This is a genomic window from Nostoc sp. (assembly GCF_036917455.1).
GTDB lineage: Bacteria > Cyanobacteriota > Cyanobacteriia > Cyanobacteriales > Nostocaceae > Nostoc.
Genome location: NZ_JBALDK010000210.1, coordinates 1 through 23225, shown reverse-complemented (window position 1 = coordinate 23225; position 23225 = coordinate 1). Strand labels below are relative to the sequence as shown.

Genomic DNA, 23225 nt, shown 5'->3' with positions numbered 1-23225 from the left:
ACTGCAATCGCATATTAAAATACAGAGTCAGTTATCTGAAAAATACGTTACTGAGGATAGAGAGTTTTTTCCAACCAAGATAGGTTCTCCCTTTACTCCTCCACGGCTGAGAGTACAAATCTTATAAAGATTTTCGCATTCAAAGATTCCTAGGACTAGCTCTTTCCCAGTTTGATAAAAGGATGGTAAAGGTTTACCTACCTCGCATTCCATATCAATTTCGCGATCGCGCCACTGTAACTTCCAAATACGCTTTTCGGTTATTGGTGCTTTGAGAGACTGAGCAAGAGCATTATATACCTGCTCTGCTTTGATATCATCTTTGGCTGCTGGCACAAAAAACTTCATAGGCTGAGGTTACAAGTAACGTGAGTTTACATTAGCACCAGCGTAACGCAGTTACCAAGGCAATCTGCTTCCATCCCACGAGAAAAACTGTCCGCTATCGCCTTCTTGAAGTTGTTCGATGACAATCAATAATTGGGTAACGGTGCGTTCCACTGAGAATAATTTTTCCGCAGATACATTTCCCTGGAAAGGACGGGAAAGGCGCGTATCAGTTGTACCAGGATGTAATGTCACTATTAATGCTTTCGGACAACTTCTTTTATACTCAATGGCCGCAGTTCGCATCAACATATTAAGTGCTGCTTTAGAAGCGCGATAGCCATACCATCCACCAAGTTTGTTATCATCAATACTGCCCAATTTAGCAGAAATACTAGCGAATACACTGCGTTCTCCATGACGAAACAAAGGTAATAAATGTTTAGCCAGTAAAACAGCACCAATACTATTTATTTGAAAGTAGCGCAGTAAATTTTCTGAATTTATCTGTCTTAAGCTTTTTTCGGGTTGCAAACTATCTTCATACAACAGTCCTACACAGTTGACTACCAAATGCAGTTTGTCAACTTGAGTACGTATTTTTTTAACAGCTTCAACAATCTGCAACTCATCAGTAATATCCATCTGCAAACAAATTAATCTCTCAGAATGTTCGCCTGCAAGAGCTATTAAATCGGAGGCTGATTCCGGTTGACGAGAAGTTGTATAAACTTTGCTTATTCTGTCATCTTGAAGCAATTTTTTTACAAAACCCAAACCAATACCTTGGCTAGCTCCCACAATCAATACATTCACAGGATTAATTTCATCGATAAAAGACATATTAATTTAGGTCACTTGTGGAGGTATTTCATATTCGTAGCGAGAGACGAAATAAGCGCCAACTTGTCTGTCGCTGTGATGACGAAAACCAAAGTTTTCATATACTGCTTTCAGGCGCGGACGCGATGCTTCGCAATCTAAACGTAAATAACGTTTCCCAAATGTTTGTGCGCGTTCAACAGCCCAAGTTAGCAGTGCTGAAGAGACTTTACCACCAGAGTAGCATCGTCGAATTGCGAGGCGATGTACAAATGCTGATTCTTCCTGAGAGATATCGGGCCAGAAAAGTAAATCCTCAAGCTGAAACTTTATTGTACCAGCAGGTTCATCAGCACACTCGGCAATGAAAAACAAGCCGTTAGCAACATCTTTCGAGATACTTTCTAGCGATACCTCGCTATCACCCCACAGAGGTATACCACGCTCTTGGAGCCACAAAGCTGCTTCTAACAATACATTCGAGACTATCACCGTATCTTGTATGGTTGCTTGGCGAATTGAGATGTACATTTAGTTATTAATTTTAGGTTGGAAAAAACATGAGATGAGTGCCTAACGTACCATTATCACGGGTTTGATGCATTACGCTGTCGCTAACACATCCTACGGATATTTTCTCCAAATCAAACCGGATTCCTATATGCAGCTATTTTTTCTGTAATTAACAAAGGAAAACTTTGGGTTTGGGAGAAAGTCACTTACCAATGCAAAATTTACTAAAAATTCTATCCAAAACTGATTCTGTTACTTCCTCACCAGTAATTTCTCCTAATGCTTGGATTGCACCACGTAAGTCAATTGTCCAGAAATCAAGGGGGAGTTGCTGGGCAATTGTTGCTTGTACTTGTTCCAAAGAAGTTTTAGCTTGAATTAAAGCTGCTGCTTGCCTTTGATTAATCGCTAAATCCATATCAGCAACTTGGAATTTTCCGGCGTTAACTATATCTAAAATTGCTGTTTCTAAAGCATCAATACCTTGATTTTGGGCTGCGGCTGTGACAATTTTAGATTTTAGATTTGGGATTTGGGATTGAAGATTTTTGCTTTCGTTTTCTTCTACTAAATCGATTTTGTTAATAACTAAAATTAATGGACGGTGTTGTACCTGTTCATAAATTTCTCGATCGCCTTCCGTCCAACCTGCTGAAGCATCGATGGTAAGCAAGACTAAATCAGCTGCATTGGCGGCACGGCGCGATCGCTCTACACCAATTTTTTCCACTCGATCTGTTGTTTCCCGAATCCCGGCTGTATCTAACACCTGTACGGGAATTCCCCCGACAACTAGCTGGGATTCCACCACATCGCGGGTTGTACCCGGTAAGTCTGTGACGATCGCGCGATCGCTCTGGCTCCAAGCGTTCAATAAGCTCGACTTACCCACGTTTGGCCGCCCAACAATTACTACTTTTAAACCTGTGCGTAACAACTCCCCTTTGTCTTTAGTTGCCAATAATCTAATTATTTCGGCGGCAATTTTCTCGATTTCTGATATTATTGCTTTATCATCCAACGGTGGTAAGTCTTCCTCAAAATCAATTCGAGCTTCGATTTCTGCCAAAATATCTAAACAGTTGCCGCGTAACTGCCGGATCGGATGAGCTAATTTTCCCTGTAAACCAGCTAAGGCAGTTTGGGCAGCTTGAGGCGATTTAGCTCCCACTAAATCAGCAATCCCTTCGGCTTGAGTTAAATCCAATCGTCCATTCAAAAAGGCGCGGAGTGTGAATTCTCCGGGTTGGGCTAGTCTGGCACCATTTTCTAAACAGAGTTGTAATACCTGTTGCACCGCCATAATTCCCCCGTGGCAATGGAATTCAACTACATCTTCACGGGTGTAAGAACGGGGTGCTTTCATGATCAGCAATAAGGCTTCATCTACCAACTGTAGCGTTTGAGGATGATGAATATAACCGTAGAGAATCCGATGAGTTTCCCAAACTTGTCGCCCTGGTGCGTGAAAAAGAGTTTGGGCTAGAGCCATTGCTTGGGAACCGGATACCCGAACAATACCAACACTACCCTGTTGCGGGACAACAGCAGTAGCGATCGCAGCTATAGTTCCAGTAGTGGCAAAAACTTCTGACATGAGCGCCCTTTATATAGGAGTAGAGACACGATTAATCGCGCCTGTACAGGAGTTAGGAGTAAAAATCATAACTCATAACTCATAACTTTCTAAATGGTAGGTATTTAGACTAATAGGATAGCAACTGGCAAGGTAAAATTTACTTAGAGGGTAATGCCTGATAGTAAAGAGTTAGGGGTGAATATTAGAAATCACAACTTAATAACTCATAACTTTTAAAGAGAGGAATTTACTGTGGAGCAAAAGATTAACTGCGCTGTAGCCTGTGTTAACGGGTGTGTTTTAGGGGATAAATGCCCCAATATCGAGTTTAGAGAGGCAGCCGCAAAATTTATTGAAGATACTCCCCTAGACAAAATGTTAGAATTGGCACAAGAACGTCTGCGAAAAAAAATGGCAGAACCGCCAAAATGGGTTTTTCCTGAAGATCCATAGTATTTGTGTTACCAGGCATAAGCAAGACAGCGAGGAGCTTAAATAGTATCTGGATCTATATTTAATTCTCGCAGTTTTGCCGCCAAGCGATCGCTGTATTGAGAACCTGTTACAGCATCGCATCAATTTGCAAGGTATTAAGGGCTGCGATCGCTCCTATCCTCAGAATACTAATCAAATGCAGTTTTTTCCCACTCTCAGCCCTAAAGAGACTGAGCTTTGGGAGCAATGCGATTTTGTGAGCAGGGGGAGCAGGGGAGGCAGGGGAGGCAGGGGAAGAGAAAGAAATAAGTGTATTTATAGCTACAAAGGTCGTAAAAAATACTAAAGTTTTCTCTTCACTCCCCCTGCTCCCCCTGCTCCCCCTGCCTCAAGAGCTCTTTTCACGAGGATCTCATTTTTTCGCGTTGCTCCCCTGAGCTTTACACTTAGCGGGTATTGCTGTAAGCTTCAGCAGTTTCTATCCCAAAACCTCCAGCTTCGACATGACGGACTAGCGATTGAATGATTGGGGTAGCAATACTAATACCAAGTAAAGCATTGAAGCCTGCAACAACCACTGGTGCTGACAAAATTACTGTAAATTCTGGAAATAAAGCTAACACAGCTACCAAGACTAAAAAAACAATTGGTGTCGCAATCCCTGCTGCCTTTGCTGCTTCAAAAATGAGATTTTTATACTCTTCGACAGTAATATCGCCCCGATAAAGATCCAAAGAGTAGGAAATCGCCGTTATTACAACTTGGGTGAGAATAGCTGTTCCCGTTGCAGTAATGCCAAGTCTAGCGATTGTCCCAGAATTGGTAACAATAGAATCTACCGCATTATAAACCCGAATATAAAACTGTTCGCCAACGGTCATGACTTGAGCTCCGCGACGGAGATTGTCAACACCTACTTCCCAAAGGATATTATCAGCAGCATTCGATCCACCTTTGGAACGGGGATTGATGTGGCTACCATGTTTATCTCTCAGAAATTGACGAATTGTATATTCTTTGGCTCCAAGCTTTGATGTACCAGGAATTTTCTCAAAAAGCTTCATGACATCTGCATCAGAACGAGGTGAGTCTCCCACCCGAACACCAGCACGATATTTCAGCCTCTTTGCAATCTTGGGCATCTCTTGGGCTAATTCGGCAGCTGTCTTAGGTAAATTTTGCAAAGCATCAGCCATAACCATGCTCGATGTGGCAACTGCAACAGCATTTTGTTGAAATGTTTTACTAACATTTTGAACAGTTTGAAAACCTGTCTGTGTTGCTATGGTTGATAAACTTTGTAAATCATTAAGTGCATGGACACTTGAAGTAGTTATTTCGGTAGTAGCGTTCTTGATTCCATCAACTACCTCATCCATCCCGTTTACTACATTGCTGGCTGCTTCTTGAGCTTTATCTCTAATGTTATCTGCCAACTTCTGTGCTTGGTTGATAAAATCCATGTTTTAATAACCTTTCATTTCTGCTGTGGAGTGTTTGCTCTAGTTTGACTTTCTCAAACTAAGAAGCACCTCAGCATTCATAACCAATTTACTTTCAAAATTTTAAAGATATAGTAATTACTTGATTTTCTCAACTATCTGGTAAATTAGCAAACGCCTGTTCAACCAACTCCTTTGCCTTTGCATCCAAACGCAGCCAATCCACTTCACCCAGTTCATCGATTAAACTAGTATCAATATCAGCACCTTCCTTTTTTGGACTGTATTCAAGAAAACACACCTCATAACACAATTCCCATAGATCGATACTCGTTTCTTGCTGTTGACGCTGCAAACGGAGATGATATCCTGGATGGGGCATCGGCAGACGAGCCAGAGTCTCTCTGATTTCATCTGCTTCTTGGGGCGTTGCAGTTTCCATCGCTTGCAACAACTCAGTCACCAATGCTTTGATTTCATCAGTGGTGCTAGGCGGCCAAATCAGGACATCGTGGTAAGTTCCCGTCCACGAAGATTCATCAAGGGACTTGCGGATATTGTCGATAACACGAATGAAAGCAGGTTGCATGAGGATTTCAGCCTGCTGCCATGCAACTGAGTTGGTTATTTTAGGTGGCATTGGTAATAAACAGGGGCACTAAAAGAAAAAGAAACAGTCTGCGTTTATTAAAAAGCTGCGTTTTTAATCTAAATCTTTTCTCAAGATAGCGGATTTCATTGAAGAAAATTTGGAGATATTTATTACTAGCTGGAAAATTAGGTAATAACTCTGGGGAGGGAATATGATAGGCAAGCTACTAGACCATCGTTACCAAGTAATTAGAGTCCTCGCAATGGGAGGATTTGGTCAAACCTACATTGCCCAAGATACTAGGCGGCCAGGCAACCCTATCTGCGTTGTTAAGCATCTCAAACCCGGAACTGACCCCAGAGTTTTTGATACTGCTAAACGCCTGTTCAACAGCGAAGCCGAAACCTTAGAAAAACTAGGCAACTATGACCGAATACCCAGGCTGTTAGCGTACTTTGACGAAAACCAAGAATTTTATTTAGTACAAGAATATATTGAAGGACAGACCCTAGCTGAGGAACTTCTACTTGGTAAACGCTGGAGTGAAAGCCAAGTAATTCAACTATTGCAAGAAGTTCTGGAAATTCTCGAATTTGTCCACCGCCAAGGCGTGATTCACCGCGACATCAAACCGGATAATATCATCCGTCGCGCTTCAGATAATAAGTTAGTTTTAGTAGATTTTGGGGCAGTAAAGCAACTGCGTACACAACTGGTAACAGTGGGCAAAGAACCCTCTGCTACTGTGGTTATCGGCACTCCTGGTTATATGCCCACAGAACAAGGGCAAGGTAAACCCCGCCCCAACAGTGATATTTATTCCCTCGGTATCATTGCCATTCAAGCATTAACAGGATTACAGCCAACAGAATTGCAAGAAGACCCGGAAACGGGCGAAATCATTTGGCAGCAATCAGTAACCGTAAACTCCCGATTGGCGGCAGTGTTGTCCAAAATGGTGCGTTATCACTTCAAAGACCGCTACCAAAACGCCACGGAAGCACTGCAAGCATGTAAAGATGCGATTAATCCAGTCCCTACACTTTCTCCACTTCCAGAATCCACTAAATCCCAACGTCAAGTATCTCGGCTGCAAACGGTTGCAGTTGCACCAGCAAATCCTGTCAAACCTGCCCGTCAAGACTCTAGTAAATCTGACCCATGGCCAATATTAATTGGCATATTATTGGCGGGTGGTGCGGCTGCCTTGGTAGCAAATGTATATCCAAATGTGAAAAATTTAGCCTTAAATCTTACAGGTAAGGATACCTCTTTAGCAAATAAATGCTCGGCTGTTGTCGTCGGAAATTCTAATATCCGTTCTGAACCTAGTTCGATAAATTCTGATAATGTTCTGCAAACAGTGGCGGATAACACTAATTTCGAGGTGACTGGCAAGCGAACAAGACGAGGTTGGATAGAAGTTAAACTTAAATCTGGTCGTTTGGCTTGGGCACACTCGGATGTGATAACTAATAATGGAGAATGGGCTTCTTGCCTACGCGAAAAAGGCATTGCAACTAAGATTGTAGATGATGGCACTTTGATTGCAACTCGACCAACTCCCAAGCCAAAAGCCCAATCTAGCGATGTTGTAACTCCATTACCAGAAAAGCCGAAGGGGTCAAATTCCGACGCTGGGAAATCGCAGCCTAATGATAACAGTGCCAATACTATAGAACAAGCAAAAAAGAAGTATGATTCAGGAGATATAGTTGGAGCGATCGCACTTTTAAGATCGATTCCGGCAAATGCTGCTTCTGGTATCCAAGAGACAGGCAAAATGATTGCCCAGTGGCAGGACGATTGGGCTAAGGCTGAGGCGTTATCTAATGAAATCAACAAAGCAATAGATGATGGTAAATGGGATAAAGTTTTAGACTATAGAAACCATCCAGAAAAATTGCCTAATACTAAATACTGGCGAAACAAAATAGAACCATTATTTAAACAAGCAGCCGAAAATTTGGCAAAACAGGCACTAACTAAACTAGAAAATCAAGGTAATCAGAAGAGTACTCAACAGAAACTTCCCGATACTAACCAACCTGCAACTAAAGAGAGTCCCAATACCACAGAAACTCCTAAAAGTGGCTTTTAGGAATTATAGGGTATTTATAAATAAAAAATAAAGTTATTGTAGGGTGTGTTAGGTGCATATTTTCGATATGATTTGTTATTACTCTCGGGCCTAAACGCACACCTATATAATACCGTGAGTTAGGCTAAAGCCGTAACCCACCCTACTGGAGATTTACTTTATAAATGGTTTCTTACGAGTGTTTACCTCGTTTGCAGCAGCCAAATAAAAAACGTTTCCAGGTAGAATCTGGAAACGAGATTTTTAATCGGTGTTTATCTATAGTTTGATTTTCTCGATTAATGCATTTCGTCGTATTCTGGAGCTTCAACTCGTCTTGCTTCCATCCGTGAAGCAGGCAAAAACTCAGCGCGACGGACTGGAACCAAGGGCGGCGTATTTCCTTGGTAAGGGTGAATTACTTGTACAGTACGGGCTGGACGCTGCCGTGGTGAGAACAAAGCCAATACCCCAGCGACGACAACACCACCACCAATAGTTAGAGTTGCGCCTCCCACAGCCCAAAGCATAGGTGAAGACCACCAAGAAGGATTTTGCTGCGGCTGGAATGTTGCTACTTTTTGTTGATTCAACTGCTGGGCTTGTTGCCACTGCTGCTGAGTATTGAAATTTTGAACTTGGCCTTGAAGTTGTTGATTTTGAACCTTCAGCTGTTCGTTATCGTTTTTTAAACGCTCTAACTGCATCTGTGTATTCAGCTTCTCCATCTCTAGGCGTTGGTCAGCACTAGCAGCAGTTGGTGGCTGATTAGGATTAGGATACACTGGTTGCCCATAAGGGCCGTAAGGATACATTGGTGACTGCATTCCTGGCGCTACTACAGTCCCTGGCATTTGCGGAGCAACAGCAAAGTTGGGTTGTAGGGGGGTATTTGTTCCTTTGAGCAATACGAGAGCCGCCAGCCCAGCTACGGCGACCCCGCCGATAAACGCCATACTCTCACTCATCGCCTATGCTCCTCGGTTGCGACGTAACTATAATCATTTGTGACTGACTCACTCTCACACTCATAAATTATGCCTACTTGACTTCACATAATACTCAAACTATAAGCGACCGGATCAGCTAGTTTTTTTACATCATGATATCTGATGTTAATATTCAAAACCATAATGGTCAAATTGTCTATCAAACAAGGCTAGAAAAACGGCGATGTTATACTTTTTAATCTACTTGACCAGTCTAATCAAGAGGAGTATTTGTACTGGTGTTGGTAGTCTTGATGGCTGCTTTGAGACTTTGGCAAAATTGGGCGATCGCATTTAGTCCCTGCTCTGGTGTACCTTCTGCTAACCGTTTCACAAAAGCGCTCCCCACGATCGCAGCATCTGCACCCCATTCCTTTACCTGACGGGCTTGTGCGGCTTCAGAAATCCCAAAACCTACACCGATGGGTTTCTCAGTAACACCACGAATTTGTTTGAGTAAATCGGACACGCGGTTTTCCAGTTGCGATCGCACCCCTGTAACCCCGGTGACGCTGACTAAATAAATAAATCCAAGGGATGAATGAGCGATCGCTTTTATCCGTTCCGCATCACTGGTGGGAGCGACCAATAAGATTACATCAATTCCCATTTCCTTAGCTGGTTCGAGCAAGCTTGCTGCTTCTTCCAAGGGCAAATCTGGTACTACCAATCCTGCTACCCCAGCCGAGGCTATTTCCTGGAGAAATTTGTCTATTCCCCGATGCAAAATTGGGTTGTAATAGGTAAATAGGATAATTGGCGATCGCAGTTTGGGAGTAATCCCTTGCAACATTTCCAGCACCTGCTCTAACTTCGTACCCCTTTGCAGGGCGCGGGTAGCAGCAGCTTGAATCACTGGCCCATCAGCCAGAGGATCGGAATAAGGTACACCCAATTCAATAATATCGGCTCCACTTTGATCTAGAACCTGCAAAGCTTTTGCTGTTGTTTCTAAATTTGGATCGCCAGCAGTAATAAACGGAATCAGAGCGCACTCACGATTCCGTCCAAGGGTTTCAAAGCAATCAGAAATCGCAGTCATTTTAGTCAAGTGTCATTGGTCAGTGGTCATTGGTCAGTGGTCATTGGTCAGTGGTCATTAGCTTTAGGCAAGTTACAAAGGACAAATGACAAAGAACAAATGAGACAACTGACCAATGATAACTTTACACCTGAGATTGCTCTTCTTGTTCTATTTCAGCTTGAATTCGTGCTAGTTCTTCGGGAGTAAGCTCATCTAGCCGCTTTTGCAGAAAGTCTTGCTCGTACTGTTCCCGTTGTTGGTGGTAGGTCATTTTTTGTCCCACCGCACGGAAAAAATAGGTCGCTAACCAGCCAATTAAAGCACTGACTAGTAAGACTTGGCTCCATATACCAGCTTTCTGAGTATCCAAACCGACTAGCTGCAATCCTAAATATGCCAAGCCGCCAGCAATAAAAACACCTAAGCCAATTCCAATAGCGTCAATCCGTCGCATGAGAGTTATGACCTACCAATCTCGTTAAACTTGAATTTGTCGCCGTTGGGGTCGGAAATTTACAAACGGCGATAGAACCAACAAGCCTGGGAAGAAGAAAAACACCAAAAAGTACATCAAGAGACGCTCAATGGAGCTAGCGACATACCAACGCTGCTTTAGGTACAGCAAAACAGCGATCGGGATTACCAAAAGGTAAGCTCCAGCCAAAACCAGATACAGGAGGGCTACAATCATAACTTTCAAGTCTTAAGCATCTGTTTTCCATCATAGGCTGAACAGCCAAACTGAGGGAAGTATAGTCACGATGCTTTCACCATAACTACCCTATAATTCCTTTTTTATATCCAGATTGATTGATAAAAGATTATTTTATGCTATTATCGTAAATCTGCCGACAAATGAATGCTTTAGTCAGACAAAATCGAAAATTCATCCGGGTTGATTACGAAAAAACATGAAAAACTTCCAAATTTAGGAAGCGATCGCACAATCTGGAAAAAATATTTTCAATCTAGTTGGACAAAAGACACAATTGATGGTGGAATAGATAAGGCGGTATTTGCTGCCTCCAAAAAATAACTAGGTCTATACTAGTTAATTAGCAAACACCTGCGGGGGTGTGGCGGAATGGTAGACGCTACGGACTTAGATAACTGAGCCTTGAAGGAGAAATCCCTCAAGTGGAAGCTCTCAAACTCAGGGAAACCTAAATCTGGTGACAGACATGGCAATCCTGAGCCAAGCCGAAAAAAGTCGTGAGTGCAGAGTGAATTAAAACTCCTAATTCTTAACTATTCGGAAGGTGCAGAGACCCGACGGGAGCTACCCTAACGTTAAGTCGAGGGTAAAGGGAGAGTCCAATTCTCAAAACCTGATTTGGCTATTGCCATCAGGTAGCAGTGAAAACTGCGGGAGGATGAAAATCCGTTGACCGTAATAGGTCGTGTGGGTTCAAGTCCCTCCACCCCCACTTAAAATTGAAAATGCCAAAAGGCTCCTACATAAAAAAGTATGGGCGAGTTGTGTTTAATGGTAAATCAACTCGCCCATACTTTTTTGTATTGGATTTAATTATTGAAGCTAAGTAATTTCACTGAATAATTGGATGAAGTATTAGACAATTTGGGTTTAATACTTTATTTATGGTTAGATTTTATCAAATTTGTGTAAAAAGATTGCTGAATTTGAGAAGAATAGATTGATGCTACTGTTCACCAAGGTTAAGCTGATAATAATATGAACAGGAAGCCTTTTTGTCCTGATAACTAGAATGAACGCGAATAGTTTATCAATTAGTCAGGAAAAGACCCATAGTGTTACGTCTAACTCTAGCCAGACAAATGTGCAAATTGCACAAGAAGAGGTTTATAGCTTCTTCATAGAAATTGTCAAAAGTTTGTTGCCAGATGATGTTTTACGAGAATTCAAAGGTTTATTTATAGAAGGACTGGATTTAGAAGATTCCGATTATATACCCGGAATATATAGTGTTTTTTTAGATGATAACGAACAAGAGCTATGTAATACATTAAAACGGTGCTGCTACATTATAGTTAATAATTGGAAAGCTAACAGGAAAGATAAATATATCCAAGAGTTAGTTAACTTATTTATTAATGAAAATCTCAAAATAAAGGAGGATAATGCTCCAATAGTAAAAACTTGTAAAACTTGGCTAGAAAATTTTGTAAACAGCAAAGACTACCAAGAATTGAAATTGTTTGCTGCTAAATATGATGAATCATTTAAAGGTCATTGGGCTAATCGCTATAGTTCTTATTTATTAATCGATCAATCTGTTAATAAAAATAATCCCATAGAGCAACAAGAGGCTGCTAGAAAGCTTTCTAAACAGATAAAAGAAAAATTTAAGTTTGAACTAGCAATGTATATTGCTCGTTCTCAATCTGCCGTTTCAAGCACAGCCCGCTATAAAAATCCTAGTGTTTTAGGAGATCAGGCTCTGCGTTTAATAAAAGCGATTGTTTTAAAAAGAGGTGTTTTTAGTCATGAGAATATTGCCCATATATTTATTAAACAAACTCAAAATCAGACATTGGAAGAATTTAAAATTAATCTTGAAAAATACCTATTTCTCTCTGTATCCAAACAAGAATCAGTCGAGGCTTGGAAACAGCATTTTATAAAAACTTTATCGTCATGGAAGAAGGATTACGATCGGGAAGTTATCACTAAAGAATTGTTTTTAAGAACCTGTAATCGAGTAATTGATTGCTTGACAATAGAAAATGGTAAAGAACCCTCATCATTATTTATCTCATTAATTACCCAAGGTCATGCTTTAACGTTAGTAATTATCCTTTTAAAAATTATTCTAATTTGTAAAAATTCTCGTAAGCATTTAGAAACTCGAATTGCTCATTTGATTAGGTTTTACGAAAACTATCCTGAAGATGAATGTAAAGGTGTAATCAATTTTATGGAGATTTTTAATATCACGTTTGCGATCTATGCAGAAAACGTAGAATATAACTTGATTAAGATGGAAGAACAAAGTAGTAATCCGCAGTTGAATTTGGATGGTTATCGTGTGTTTTCACAGATGAAAGTAGATAGACACAAATAAGTGTCGCCTAATTTAGGCTTTAGCAAGACGTTCGTCTAACCAAGCGAGGGCAGCGCCCGCAGTTTCAGCTAGAATACTAATAAGGCGATATAGAGCGATCGCACTAAATACTAGGGCCGCTGGAAAGTGATGTTGCAAAAGCTGATATGCAGTCGCTTCAAACACACCCAACCCACCAGGCGCACCCGGAATCACAAGCCCTAACAGCCAAGCACAACTAAAAGCCCCTAACAACAAAGGAATTTGATTCGCACTCAACGAACCCAGGGCGAACATAGTTAATATAAACCCAGTGGCGCGTAGTCCTATAAAGCCCAATTCTCCTAATAAAGGGCGTAGGGGGTAGCTTTTAAGACTCAAGGGAAGAGTTTGCTCAGTAGTAGCAGCAGACTTTTTTGCTTTCAATCTGGATAAAAAACGAATAACTGGGTTTAAAAACCAGGGATGAATCGCACAAAGAACTACAGCTAAACTCAGCAATTGCAGTATTTGGATAACAACAGTAGTATTAGCCGCCGCAAATTGGCTACTGCATAAGACAATGATGATTAAAGCAGCTGCTAGCATGAGTAGGGGTTCTAGCAAAACGCTTAAAGTGGCTGCACCAGCCGAAACATTGGCATTTTTGGCGGCGACAATTCGCCCGTAGTAATGCCAGATATTACCTGGTAAATACTTAGCAATGTTCGTTTTTAGGTAAACTTGGATAAATTGGGGAGATGATATAGGTTGATTTAACTCTTGGAGAATCCAAGTCCAGACCCAGCCTGCCCAAGTATGTGCTAGTAAAGTTACCCCTGTAGCGATCGCTATAATTGCCCATCCTACCCCATCAATGCGAATAGCAGTCACTCCAATCCAATTATCCTTCAAGGCTTTGGCTAAAAAAAACAGCGTTCCCCCCAAAATTATCCAGCGTAAAAATTGCTTCATGAATTTAGTAATTTAACGGTGAGCAACAACGGCTGAATACCTCAAATTTTATAGCACATTAGCTATATACCCAAAGCTTTTGAAGCATCAAACAGGTTGACGTAGTTCTTTTTACGACAACCATATTATTTTAATTTATATCTTCCTAGAGTTAGACAAAGTTATTCCTTTTGTACTAATTAATATGTGACTTGCGCTAGAGGTAAAACTTATTTCATTATTCATATTATTAAGTAAAGTTTTTATTCATTTCTAGAATGCTTGGGATACAAAAATAATTCCAAATGCTATCTTGGTTGAAGTCTAACTAGATCACAAAAATGCAAGGAGTGAGAACTATGAAAAAAGCAATGAATTGGTTGAAAAACATTCGTCCCTTGAAAGTTTTAACTGTTCTTCTAGTAGGAATATTTCTATTTACCGTACAAGCTTGTGGTACTCCAGGAGTAGCATCACAGCCACCACAGCCGGGTTCTCAAGCACCTAATACCGAACGATACGATCCTACAAAAGATTACCCTCTTTCCTCTCCGGCTGGTGGGATCAATAATTTTAGTGATGTAGATCCCAGAGCGAGAGATGAAAAGGCAGCAAATGATAAAGCTGAGGCACTAGTAAAAAATGCTCAAAAAAATATTGAGCAGAAGGGAATCGACAGCCGCGAGCAATATGGTCGAAATTTCCAACAAGGTACACCCCTTGGTGAAAGAGTGAAGAAATTTGGTGAAGATATCGGCAGTTCAGCTGATGAAGTCCGGGAAGGTTTAGTTAAAGGGACTCAGCGCGGATTTGAAAATCTCAAGGGAAATACCCAGAATGCTACCGAAGACTTGACAAAAAATGTACAGCGTGGGGCTGAGGATACTGGTAAAAATGTTCAGCGCACAGCTGAGGATGCAGGCAATGCAGTGAAGAGAACAGTGAAAGACGTTGATTGAAATTAGTCTTTAATCTTCTACAAAAATATGAAATTGCCCACAGGCTTTAATCTGTGGGCATCCCAAAAAAGTCTGCCTACGCAGGCTTTTTTGAGTTAAAAAGGCGTTTAGGAACCACGTCTACACCAGGCTTTAGGTCAATACTACTACTAGTATCAACAGTAGATCGAGAATCTGTAAAAGGAAGCTCAAACCAACTGCGTCCACAAGTTATAAAGTATGTGTAGATGAAACAGCAAGTATGTCGAGAAAAAAATCTGTATGACAAGCTACCAAGAACCCCTAACTAGTAACGAATCCGTTAATGAGTTAATCGCCCAGACCGCAGGGATTAACCATCTGGAGGTAATTGAAAATGTCATCGACTCTTTGGAACAAGATGATAGTGCTATGGTTAGCCATACTCCAGAGGCTGGTTATCTCTGGAAGTTTAAGTACGGAAGTGTGGAAGTATTTGTCCAACTCAACGGCACAACCGATGAAGACACCATAACGGTTTGGTCTACGGTGCTAAATTTACCTGCTAAAGACGAACCTAAGTTGATGCGTTATCTGTTGGAGTTGAACTGCTCTAGCACTTTTGAAGCGCGTTTTGGTATTATAGAAAACCGAGTGGTTGTGATATCAACACGCACCTTGGCAGAGTTATCTCCTGGCGAAGTGTCTCGGCTGATTACCATTGTGGCAACGATCGCTGATAACAACGATGAAGCCTTACAATCTGAATTTGGTGCAACTTGACTAATCGCTTCGCTTCAGTTATTGGTTATGAGTGCTGAGTTATGAGGTGATAAACTTTTTAACTCCTAACCCCTAACTCCCAATTCCTAACTCTTGAATTCTAAAGTGTGGCGACTACTTCCTTTGCTAGAGGCGGCTGGCAATGTGCAGATGGCGATTGACCGTTGGTTACTAGAACAACACCAGGCTGGAAAGCATCCGCCAACCCTGCGCTTTTATACCTGGTCGCCATCTGCCATTTCTCTTGGCTATCATCAACGGCAATACCCTGAATATTGGCGAAATTTGACTTGGCAAGGACAGAAACTGGATTTAGTGCAGCGTCCTACTGGTGGACGGGCGGTGCTACACCAAGGTGATTTAACTTACGCTGTAATCACATCTGGACTAGCGGGTAGTCGCCTCCAAGTGTATGAAAAAATTTGTGAGTTTTTGATTCAAGGCTGGCGATCGCTCGGCGTAGAATTACGTTACGGTACAGAAGGGCGAGGTTATATCCACAACCCTAACTGTTTTGGTACAGCAACCAGTGCAGATTTAGTTTTGCCAGATGGTACTAAAATTATTGGTAGCGCTCAACTGCGACGTGGCAAAGTAATTTTGCAACATGGTTCCATCCGTTTGCAACCTGATACCGAACTGTTTGCTCAAGTATTTGGTGCAAAATCTTTTACGACTGGACAACTACCTCAAAATCTGAGTATGGAAAAGATTATTGCAGATTTAGTTACCGCAGCTAGCGATTGCTTTGATATGCAGATAGAGTTACAACCCCTCTCATCCTCTGAGTGGGAGGAAATTTTGGCGAAACCGATTTTACAGGCTGGTTCTCAGGTCATTTGATGGGATAGAAATAGAACAGAATTTAAAAATGAACACAAATTCAGTTCCTAAACAAATCATTGCAATGGGCGGTGGAGGCTTTTCAATGGAACCTGAAAACCCTCTGATCGATGTATATATTTTGCAATTATCCAAAAAGAAAAAACCAAAGATTTGTTTTATCCCTACAGCAAGTGGTGATTCTGACAGATATATTGTGAAATTCTACTCAGCAATAAGACGGTTCAAGAAACGATTTTAGAACCTATATATTTGGGAAAAAGCTAATAATTAATTTTCAGCGCCAAAATCTTGAGTAATTAGAGCAGTATCATCTTTAAGATACCCTGCGATCGCGCAATCATCAATCAATTGCAAAACAAAGGGCCACAGTTCCGGCGCACCCGTTTCTACTGGTGCTACCCGTTTCATCACTTGGTCGCGGCGAATGCCATGAATGCGCCAAGTTCCACCCTGAGTTTGCTGATTGTGCAGCAAGGGTTGTATCCGGTCTAGGGCTGCGGCAAACTTAGCTGTGGATGTTTCTGCTGCTTCAAACTCATCCCAAAGTAAACGCAACTCACTACCTTGGTCTGCTGGCAAAAGTCCGAATAAACGCAATGCTGCTTGTGCTTCTCGTTCTGCTTTGCTGTCATTACCCTGCACATCGTAACAAAAGGTGTCACCTGCATCAATTTCTACCAAATCGTGAATTAGCAGCATTTTGATAGCATGGAATATATCAACACCCTCTGGGGCATATTCTACTAATGCGATCGCCATTATAGCTAAATGCCAAGAGTGTTCTGCACTATTTTCCTGGCGTGACCCATCCATGAGCATGGTTTGGCGCATCACCTGTTTCAATCGATCGATCTCGATGATGAACTGAATTTGTTGAGTCAGCCGATTGATTTGCACCTAAATTTATAGTTTTGATTGCGGGTGGAGTTTACTAGATTTTGGACTGTAGATAATTATCTCAATAACTCCAGCAAATCTGCAAGTAATTTTTCCTGCATCTGAATTAAAAACCGCCTGGGAGTGTTGCCGTGTTTCCACCCCAGGCGCTTTTTATTTTTAACTTGCTCCTCACACAAGTAGATACTATCACTGCTGCAATCAAAAGGTGAGTATATTGAGTGACACTTTCAAAACTGAACTAAATAATCTTATTCTTTATACTTTTAATACTTTTATACGCAAATTAAAAAATGCCTGGGAGTGTTGCCGTGTTTCCACCCCAGGCATTTTTTATTCTTAACTTGCTCCTCACACACAATTAGACCATATCACTACTTCTATCAAATGGCAAGTACATTGAGTGACATTTTCAAAATTTCACAAGCAATCACATTTCTGAAAAATTAAAAAGCGCTTGGGAGTGTTGCCGTGTTTCCACCCCAGGCGCTTTTTATTTTTAACTTGCTCCTCACACACAATTAGACCATATCACTACTTCTATCAAATGGCAAGTACATTGAGTGACATTTTCAAAACTTCACAAGCAATTACATTTCTGAAAAATTAAAAAGCGCTTGGGAGTGTTGCCGTGTTTCCACCCCAGGCGCTTTTTATTTTCAACTTGCTCCTCACACACGATTAAACGATATCACTAGTTCAATTCTAAAGAAAGTATATAGTGTGACACTTTCTTAAGTGTACACTACATCAGCAGTGATTTAGTGTAAAAAGTGACGTACACCAGTTAAGACCATAACTAAACCCAGTTCCTTAGCAGCAATGATAGAATCTTTATCGCGCAAACTTCCCCCTGGTTGGACAATGGCTGTAATTCCTGCGGCTGCGGCTGTTTTGACTGAATCATCAAAGGGGAAGAATCCATCGCTGGCGAGAGTTGCACCTTGGGCTTTTTCTCCAGCTTGTTCTAAAGCAATTTTTACTGAGCCGACGCGGTTCATTTGACCAGCACCTATTCCTAGTGTAGTGCGATCGCTTGTGACAACAATGGCATTAGATTTAACATGTTTGCAAACTTTCCACGCAAACAGCAATTCGGCTAATTCGCTGTCGGTGGGTTGACGTTCGGTGACTACTTGCCATTGACTGGTATCAGCAATGATGTCATCGCCAGTTTGGACAAGGAAACCACCTGCGATCGCTTTTACGGTATCCTTGGGGCCGCTGCTCAAATCAGCTAGAGTCAAAACCCGCACGTTAGATTTCTTAGCCAAGATTTCTTGAGCTTCCGCATCACAACTTGGTGCAACCACGCATTCTAAAAATGTTTTAGTTAATTCGCTGGCTGTAGCCGCATCAATCGGACGGTTGAGTGCGACAATGCCACCAAAGGCAGAAGTAGAATCAGCATTGAAAGCTTTTTGATACGCCTCGAAAATAGTGCTTCCCAATGCCGTACCACAGGGATTTGTATGCTTAATAATCGTTGCTGCTGGGGTATCAGTGAATTCAGCAATAATTCGGCGTGCGGCTTCTAAATCAACTAAGTTATTGTAACTAAGTTCTTTACCTTGCAGTTTCGTCGCGGCTGCCCATCCCGTTGGGGTAGTACCAGTTTGATACCAGGCGGCGGGTTGATGAGGGTTTTCGCCGTAACGCAGAGATTGCAATTGTGTACCGTTCAGGGTGTACTGCTGTGCTTCTGCGAGATAAGATGCGATCGCTTGATCATAGCTAGCAGTGTGCGAAAATCCTTTTAATGCCGCCTTTTGCCGAAACTCTAGGGATGCTACGCCTTTATTTTGGCGCAATTCTTCCAAATAGTCGTCATACTGGGCTGGATCGCATAATACAGCGAGATGGGCGAAGTTTTTTGATGATGCCCGTAACATAGCTGGGCCACCGATATCAATCTGTTCAACAGCTTCAGCTAATGTTACCCCTGGTTTAGCGATCGTTTCCTCAAAAGGATATAGATTCACTACCACCAAATCAATCGGGCGAATTTGGTTATTTTCTAAATCTGTAATATCTTGAGGAACATCTCGCCGCGCCAAAATCCCGCCGTGAATTCGGGGATGCAACGTTTTGACTCGGCCACCTAAAATTTCTGGAGAACCTGTGTAATCAGCAACCTTGGTGACAGGGAGTCCCGCATCTTTGAGGGCTTGGGCTGTTCCCCCACTGCTGATTAAATCAAAGTCGAATTCTTCAACCAAGCTACGGGCTAGGTCAATTAAACCAGTTTTGTTAGATACACTCAGCAGGGCTAGACGCGCCATTGATCAATTCCTTAAAAGTAGGCTGGAAGCGAAGGATCTCAAGTTTTGCATAAGCCTTGCTTCAGTTCAAGACCATTAAGGATAATAGCGTTAATAACTATCTGCTCATCACTTTTATCAATTAATATTGCTACAGATGACAGGTATTGTGCCAGGACAACATCTATTCTTCCTCTTCCATATATATCTAATTGACTCTTGTAATTAATATATTCTTCATGATATTCTCGCTATTTTGGTAGCCTGTCTACTCCGTCAATATTAATTTTTTGCAAAATCTCTCTTACAGCTTTCATAGATTTTTTATTCACCATAATTCACTATTTTTTGTATAAACCAGAGGAAATAGTCTATATAGACGAAGCTGGAATGGATAATAGAGAAGATTATGGCTATGGTTGGAATCAAAGAGGGAATCGCTTTCATGCTCTTAAAAGTGGGAGGAGACAAGGGCGATTCAAGAGTTTGAACGGAAGTTTCTTTTGTGAGTGTTTCGCAACTTGTAAACGTTGCTGCAAATAATAGCGCCTACCTAAATATAGGTAAGCGCTATTGTTTTATTTCAATTCAGGGATAAAATATAGTTAAATGTATAGTCAAATGAATTCCCTGATTTTTACTATTAATTAATTCCAATTTAATTTATTACAAAGCACTGCGGCTAGTTAACGCATTCCACAAGAAAACAGCGACAATTGCGCCAAGAACCGCTACTGCAATACCGGGATCAAAGTGGGGGCAGCTAATGCCAAGGTTCCTGTACTGAAAAATACACCCAAACTACCACCAATAAAAGCACCGATAATTCCTAATAAGATTGTTGCTAAGATTCCGCCACCTTGATGACCGGGGTAGATAGCCTTTGCAATAGCACCAGCAATTAGACCTAAAACAATCCAAGCAAGAATATTCATTGTTTTAATTTGAGTAACGTTTTGTACTAACAAATACACAATAGCAATCCAAACATTGAGATTCAATCTACCAGCAGAATTAATTATTAATAGTCTTGAGGATGAATGCTGTTACTTCTCGTGATGAACTCCCCTGATTCCAATTCGTCCCCAGTCGATAGACGAAGCACAAGAAGCTCATTCCAAGCCAGAAGCTAGCACGGAAAGATAAGCGATCGGATATGATTCCGATCGCACCCTGGCTTTCCTCTTTGAATTAAAGTTCGGCATCACTTAACAAACTCCCTTCATTCCAGCAAGAAATTTTACTAAAAAAACATAAATTGCGCGTATTTACTGATGGAGCTTCAGATTTCACATGGTTAGATTGCTATCAAAAACCCCTTGAACATCAAACAGCCAGAATCCTGGGAGATATTCATAACTTGCGACTTGCTTTAGGGTTAACGCAAGAACAATTTATAGCAACTGTTCTGACGTTGCATATTCGACAATCAACCGTTGTGAAAATGGACGAAAATTGATGCTTTCTCGGAGAAAACTTTTAAAAAATGCAGGATACACAACCCTTTCAGCTTTATTGAGTATGGGGGTTTTACAAAAGGAGAATCAAAAAGAAGGGCATAGCACCAATGTTGCTATGGCAAGTTATACAAGTACAAATGTAAATTCTCCCCTTCGGCAATTAGCTGCTACCAAAGGAAAACTTTATGGTGCAGCAATTGATAGTGTCGCTTTACAAAAAGACGCAGGTTATGCCGCCCTACTTGCTCGTGAATGTTCGATTGCGACACCGAATGGTGAATTAAAATGGAACGCCACTGAACCATCACCAGGAGTATTTACCTTTAAGTCAGCAGATGTAATTGCTGATTTCTGCCAAAAATATAATATACAATTGCACGGTCATACCCTTCTTTGGAATCAGGCATTACCTAGCTGGGTTTCTTTTCCCCCCACAATGCAACAACTCCAAGAACATGTTACTGGGGTTATGGGACATTATAAGAATAGCCCCGTTTTAAAGTCTTGGGATATTGCTAATGAAATTATCGCTGCTAATCCAAATGAAACCAATGATGCTATCTATGGTTTACTTCCAGGATTAACACCGGAATATGTTCTGGAATTGTTTAAATTTGCGGCTTCAGTTGATAGTACTAAGCTATTTTACCTAAATGATAGTAGCATGGAAGGCGCTTCATGGAGAGCAGACCGATGGTTAGCATTGATCGAATACTTAAAGAATAATGGAGCTAAAATCGACGGCGCAGGTCTGGAATCGCATCTATGGTTTTCTACTGCATACCCTTTTGATGCTAAAGGATTTAGTTCTGTCTTAAAAAGACTTAACGATCTTCAAGTGAAACCAGTAATTACGGAATTAGATATTATCATTGATTTTCCATTACCCAACACTATCCAAGAGTTAGACCGGATGGTAGCTGACAGTTACACGCGATATCTCGATTTATGCTTTGCGGCTAATGTTGATACTGTAATTACATGGGGGATTACCGATCGTTATAGCTGGATACGCGATCTCAATTACATGCCGGCAAAATTTAAAGCCGATCGAAGTCGTCAGCAATTTTTGCGTCCGCTTCCCTACGATCGGAACTTGCAACCTAAACTTGGCCGCAATGCTATTGCCCAAGCTTTTCAGCAAGCAACTTAGAAACTTCTCAAAATATTGTATTTATGCCAGAGAAAGTTTATCATAATTCTGCAATAATAATGTGGAAATGTTGCAACTCAATCAGGCTAGACTTGCAATAGCTTGTAATCAGCTATCGCCCTGATATTGGCAATCCTCTATGTAAGGAAAAACCTATAGGGAAAACATATTAATTAAAAGCATATATGTGTATTTTAGTCAATAGTTTTTATCTCTCTCTCGCCCTTTATCTGAGAACGCCGACAACCTAAAATTTTGTTTCAAACAGCTAAAGTCCGATTGAGAAATCGGGGTTTTATGTCATGATGGCATACTAGAATATATATGCCTTTCTAACTACAGGGAATCTCACATGGCTCTCCGTCTAGGTGACACAGTACCCAACTTTACTCAAGCCTCAACACACGGCGACATCGATTTTTATCAATGGGCAGGTGACAGCTGGGTTGTGCTGTTCTCTCACCCTGCTGATTTTACACCTGTTTGCACAACAGAACTCGGCACAGTTGCCAAGCTGAAACCAGAATTTGACAAGCGTAATGTCAAAGCGATCGCACTCAGCGTTGATGACGTAGAATCTCACAAAGGCTGGGTGGGAGACATTGAAGAAACTCAAAGCACCACTCTTAATTACCCAATTTTGGCGGATGCAGATCGCAAGGTTGCTGACCTTTACGACATGATCCACCCTAATGCTAATGCGGCTGTGACAGTGCGCTCGGTCTTCGTGATTGACCCCAATAAGAAACTCCGTCTCTCTTTTACCTATCCTCCCAGTACGGGACGCAACTTTGACGAACTTTTACGGGTAATTGATTCTTTGCAATTGACTGATAATTACAGCGTGGCGACACCAGCTGACTGGAAAGATGGAGAGGATGTTGTAATTGTCCCCTCACTGAAAGATCCAGAAGTACTCAAAGAAAAATTCCCCAAAGGCTACCAGGAAGTCAAACCATATCTGCGGCTAACTCCTCAGCCTAACAAGTAATATCATGTTTGCTTGATTACTTATTAAACCCGAAGAACTCCTCCCTGCTCTTCGGGCTAACGTGTATCAGTAAACCAAAAAGTTTTTTCCCAAGAGCGATCGCTAATCAAGATTACGTACTTTAAAGTACTATATACTACAAAATATATAATTAATGC

Annotated in this window: 23 protein-coding genes and 2 pseudogenes; 11 read left to right on the top strand and 14 right to left on the bottom strand. The window is 41.3% G+C overall.

Annotated elements, in window-relative coordinates; translation table 11 throughout:
• Positions 1 to 27: 27 nt before the first annotated feature.
• The 4 genes from V7K42_RS22565 to mnmE form a co-directional block, all read right to left on the bottom strand.
• Positions 28 to 336, bottom strand: coding sequence for a hypothetical protein (locus V7K42_RS22565; protein WP_334919529.1), 309 nt, complete (start codon positions 334 to 336; stop codon positions 28 to 30).
• Between the two features lie 63 nt (positions 337 to 399).
• Positions 400 to 1170, bottom strand: a complete 771-nt coding sequence (locus V7K42_RS22560) for an SDR family NAD(P)-dependent oxidoreductase (protein ID WP_334919528.1) — start codon at positions 1168 to 1170, stop codon at positions 400 to 402.
• Positions 1171 to 1176: 6 nt separating this feature from the next.
• Positions 1177 to 1680: a GNAT family N-acetyltransferase gene (locus tag V7K42_RS22555; RefSeq protein WP_334919527.1), complete on the bottom strand. Its 504-nt coding sequence runs from the start codon at positions 1678 to 1680 to the stop codon at positions 1177 to 1179.
• Between the two features lie 184 nt (positions 1681 to 1864).
• On the bottom strand, positions 1865 to 3259 hold the full coding sequence (gene mnmE, locus V7K42_RS22550) for a tRNA uridine-5-carboxymethylaminomethyl(34) synthesis GTPase MnmE (RefSeq protein WP_334919526.1): 1395 nt from the start codon (positions 3257 to 3259) through the stop codon (positions 1865 to 1867).
• 234 nt (positions 3260 to 3493) lie between these two features.
• Between mnmE and V7K42_RS22545 the strand changes: the two genes are divergently transcribed.
• Entirely contained in the window at positions 3494 to 3694 is a 201-nt protein-coding gene (locus tag V7K42_RS22545) for a hypothetical protein (protein WP_334919525.1), read from the top strand.
• A gap of 428 nt (positions 3695 to 4122) precedes the next feature.
• On the opposite strand, the gene V7K42_RS22540 is transcribed toward V7K42_RS22545, so the two are convergent.
• Together V7K42_RS22540 and V7K42_RS22535 are read right to left on the bottom strand one after the other, a co-directional pair.
• Entirely contained in the window at positions 4123 to 5139 is a 1017-nt protein-coding gene (locus V7K42_RS22540; RefSeq protein ID WP_334919524.1) for an HNH endonuclease, read from the bottom strand.
• 130 nt (positions 5140 to 5269) lie between these two features.
• Positions 5270 to 5758: a hypothetical protein gene (locus V7K42_RS22535; RefSeq protein ID WP_334919523.1), complete on the bottom strand. Its 489-nt coding sequence runs from the start codon at positions 5756 to 5758 to the stop codon at positions 5270 to 5272.
• 163 nt (positions 5759 to 5921) lie between these two features.
• Between V7K42_RS22535 and V7K42_RS22530 the strand changes: the two genes are divergently transcribed.
• A complete protein-coding gene (locus V7K42_RS22530) occupies positions 5922 to 7811 on the top strand; it encodes a serine/threonine protein kinase (RefSeq protein WP_334919522.1) in 1890 nt (629 codons plus the stop codon).
• 278 nt (positions 7812 to 8089) lie between these two features.
• Here V7K42_RS22530 and V7K42_RS22525 read toward each other — a convergent pair whose 3' ends face one another.
• The 4 genes from V7K42_RS22525 to ndhL form a co-directional block, all read right to left on the bottom strand.
• Entirely contained in the window at positions 8090 to 8758 is a 669-nt protein-coding gene (locus V7K42_RS22525; protein ID WP_334919521.1) for a heterocyst differentiation related protein, read from the bottom strand.
• 235 nt (positions 8759 to 8993) lie between these two features.
• Positions 8994 to 9821 carry a tryptophan synthase subunit alpha gene (trpA, locus tag V7K42_RS22520; RefSeq protein ID WP_334919520.1) on the bottom strand — a complete coding sequence of 276 codons (828 nt, stop codon included), beginning with the start codon at positions 9819 to 9821 and terminating at the stop codon, positions 8994 to 8996.
• A 124-nt stretch (positions 9822 to 9945) separates the two neighbouring features.
• Positions 9946 to 10257, bottom strand: a complete 312-nt coding sequence (locus tag V7K42_RS22515) for a DUF3007 family protein (RefSeq protein ID WP_334919519.1) — start codon at positions 10255 to 10257, stop codon at positions 9946 to 9948.
• Between the two features lie 24 nt (positions 10258 to 10281).
• Positions 10282 to 10494, bottom strand: coding sequence for an NAD(P)H-quinone oxidoreductase subunit L (ndhL, locus tag V7K42_RS22510; protein WP_094327754.1), 213 nt, complete (start codon positions 10492 to 10494; stop codon positions 10282 to 10284).
• A gap of 204 nt (positions 10495 to 10698) precedes the next feature.
• On the opposite strand from ndhL, the gene V7K42_RS22505 reads away from it, so the two are divergent.
• Both V7K42_RS22505 and V7K42_RS22500 read left to right on the top strand, forming a co-directional pair.
• Positions 10699 to 10839, top strand: a complete 141-nt coding sequence (locus V7K42_RS22505) for a hypothetical protein (RefSeq protein WP_334919518.1) — start codon at positions 10699 to 10701, stop codon at positions 10837 to 10839.
• 691 nt (positions 10840 to 11530) lie between these two features.
• A complete protein-coding gene (locus tag V7K42_RS22500; RefSeq protein ID WP_334919517.1) occupies positions 11531 to 12847 on the top strand; it encodes a hypothetical protein in 1317 nt (438 codons plus the stop codon).
• Positions 12848 to 12859: 12 nt separating this feature from the next.
• Here V7K42_RS22500 and V7K42_RS22495 read toward each other — a convergent pair whose 3' ends face one another.
• The gene (locus tag V7K42_RS22495) at positions 12860 to 13780 is read right to left on the bottom strand and encodes a lysylphosphatidylglycerol synthase domain-containing protein (RefSeq protein WP_334919516.1); all 921 of its coding nucleotides are present in this window, start codon (positions 13778 to 13780) and stop codon (positions 12860 to 12862) included.
• A gap of 338 nt (positions 13781 to 14118) precedes the next feature.
• Here V7K42_RS22495 and V7K42_RS22490 point away from each other — a divergent pair, with 338 nt between their 5' ends.
• The 4 genes from V7K42_RS22490 to V7K42_RS22475 all read left to right on the top strand — a co-directional run bounded on the left by V7K42_RS22490 (position 14119) and on the right by V7K42_RS22475 (position 16543).
• Positions 14119 to 14718 (top strand): hypothetical protein, encoded by a 600-nt coding sequence (locus tag V7K42_RS22490; RefSeq protein ID WP_334919515.1) that lies wholly within the window; start codon positions 14119 to 14121, stop codon positions 14716 to 14718.
• 261 nt (positions 14719 to 14979) lie between these two features.
• On the top strand, positions 14980 to 15459 hold the full coding sequence (locus tag V7K42_RS22485) for a YbjN domain-containing protein (protein ID WP_334919514.1): 480 nt from the start codon (positions 14980 to 14982) through the stop codon (positions 15457 to 15459).
• A 150-nt stretch (positions 15460 to 15609) separates the two neighbouring features.
• Positions 15610 to 16302 (top strand): lipoate--protein ligase family protein, encoded by a 693-nt coding sequence (locus V7K42_RS22480; protein ID WP_334919537.1) that lies wholly within the window; start codon positions 15610 to 15612, stop codon positions 16300 to 16302.
• 28 nt (positions 16303 to 16330) lie between these two features.
• Positions 16331 to 16543, top strand: a complete 213-nt coding sequence (locus V7K42_RS22475; protein WP_334919513.1) for a Type 1 glutamine amidotransferase-like domain-containing protein — start codon at positions 16331 to 16333, stop codon at positions 16541 to 16543.
• Between the two features lie 29 nt (positions 16544 to 16572).
• On the opposite strand, the gene V7K42_RS22470 is transcribed toward V7K42_RS22475, so the two are convergent.
• The gene (locus V7K42_RS22470) at positions 16573 to 17202 is read right to left on the bottom strand and encodes an HD domain-containing protein (RefSeq protein WP_334919512.1); all 630 of its coding nucleotides are present in this window, start codon (positions 17200 to 17202) and stop codon (positions 16573 to 16575) included.
• Positions 17203 to 17963: 761 nt separating this feature from the next.
• Entirely contained in the window at positions 17964 to 19484 is a 1521-nt protein-coding gene (gene purH / locus V7K42_RS22465; protein WP_334919511.1) for a bifunctional phosphoribosylaminoimidazolecarboxamide formyltransferase/IMP cyclohydrolase, read from the bottom strand.
• Between the two features lie 333 nt (positions 19485 to 19817).
• On the opposite strand from purH, the pseudogene V7K42_RS22460 reads away from it, so the two are divergent.
• Positions 19818 to 19940 (top strand): annotated as a pseudogene (locus V7K42_RS22460) (IS630 family transposase); the annotation flags it as partial.
• Between the two features lie 189 nt (positions 19941 to 20129).
• Here the strand turns inward: V7K42_RS22460 and V7K42_RS22455 are convergent.
• Positions 20130 to 20398 (bottom strand): annotated as a pseudogene (locus tag V7K42_RS22455) (GlsB/YeaQ/YmgE family stress response membrane protein).
• Between the two features lie 523 nt (positions 20399 to 20921).
• Between V7K42_RS22455 and V7K42_RS22450 the strand changes: the two are divergent.
• Together V7K42_RS22450 and V7K42_RS22445 are read left to right on the top strand one after the other, a co-directional pair.
• Entirely contained in the window at positions 20922 to 22076 is a 1155-nt protein-coding gene (locus tag V7K42_RS22450; RefSeq protein WP_334919510.1) for an endo-1,4-beta-xylanase, read from the top strand.
• A gap of 352 nt (positions 22077 to 22428) precedes the next feature.
• Entirely contained in the window at positions 22429 to 23067 is a 639-nt protein-coding gene (locus V7K42_RS22445; protein ID WP_334919509.1) for a peroxiredoxin, read from the top strand.
• Positions 23068 to 23225 lie beyond the last annotated feature (158 nt).

Bases quoted from the DNA above. Each gene is read 5' to 3' on its own strand.
- V7K42_RS22555 (WP_334919527.1), bottom strand. From the start codon at position 1,680: ATGTACATCTCAATTCGCCAAGCAACCATACAAGATACGGTGATAGTC.
- V7K42_RS22475 (WP_334919513.1), top strand. From the start codon at position 16,331: ATGAACACAAATTCAGTTCCTAAACAAATCATTGCAATGGGCGGTGGA.
- V7K42_RS22530 (WP_334919522.1), top strand. From the start codon at position 5,922: ATGATAGGCAAGCTACTAGACCATCGTTACCAAGTAATTAGAGTCCTC.
- V7K42_RS22560 (WP_334919528.1), bottom strand. From the start codon at position 1,170: ATGTCTTTTATCGATGAAATTAATCCTGTGAATGTATTGATTGTGGGA.
- V7K42_RS22450 (WP_334919510.1), top strand. From the start codon at position 20,922: ATGCTTTCTCGGAGAAAACTTTTAAAAAATGCAGGATACACAACCCTT.
- mnmE (WP_334919526.1), bottom strand. From the start codon at position 3,259: ATGTCAGAAGTTTTTGCCACTACTGGAACTATAGCTGCGATCGCTACT.
- V7K42_RS22445 (WP_334919509.1), top strand. From the start codon at position 22,429: ATGGCTCTCCGTCTAGGTGACACAGTACCCAACTTTACTCAAGCCTCA.
- V7K42_RS22525 (WP_334919521.1), bottom strand. From the start codon at position 8,758: ATGAGTGAGAGTATGGCGTTTATCGGCGGGGTCGCCGTAGCTGGGCTG.
- V7K42_RS22515 (WP_334919519.1), bottom strand. From the start codon at position 10,257: ATGCGACGGATTGACGCTATTGGAATTGGCTTAGGTGTTTTTATTGCT.
- V7K42_RS22485 (WP_334919514.1), top strand. From the start codon at position 14,980: ATGACAAGCTACCAAGAACCCCTAACTAGTAACGAATCCGTTAATGAG.
- V7K42_RS22535 (WP_334919523.1), bottom strand. From the start codon at position 5,758: ATGCCACCTAAAATAACCAACTCAGTTGCATGGCAGCAGGCTGAAATC.
- V7K42_RS22490 (WP_334919515.1), top strand. From the start codon at position 14,119: ATGAAAAAAGCAATGAATTGGTTGAAAAACATTCGTCCCTTGAAAGTT.
- ndhL (WP_094327754.1), bottom strand. From the start codon at position 10,494: ATGATTGTAGCCCTCCTGTATCTGGTTTTGGCTGGAGCTTACCTTTTG.
- V7K42_RS22500 (WP_334919517.1), top strand. From the start codon at position 11,531: ATGAACGCGAATAGTTTATCAATTAGTCAGGAAAAGACCCATAGTGTT.
- purH (WP_334919511.1), bottom strand. From the start codon at position 19,484: ATGGCGCGTCTAGCCCTGCTGAGTGTATCTAACAAAACTGGTTTAATT.
- V7K42_RS22540 (WP_334919524.1), bottom strand. From the start codon at position 5,139: ATGGATTTTATCAACCAAGCACAGAAGTTGGCAGATAACATTAGAGAT.
- V7K42_RS22495 (WP_334919516.1), bottom strand. From the start codon at position 13,780: ATGAAGCAATTTTTACGCTGGATAATTTTGGGGGGAACGCTGTTTTTT.
- V7K42_RS22480 (WP_334919537.1), top strand. From the start codon at position 15,610: ATGGCGATTGACCGTTGGTTACTAGAACAACACCAGGCTGGAAAGCAT.
- trpA (WP_334919520.1), bottom strand. From the start codon at position 9,821: ATGACTGCGATTTCTGATTGCTTTGAAACCCTTGGACGGAATCGTGAG.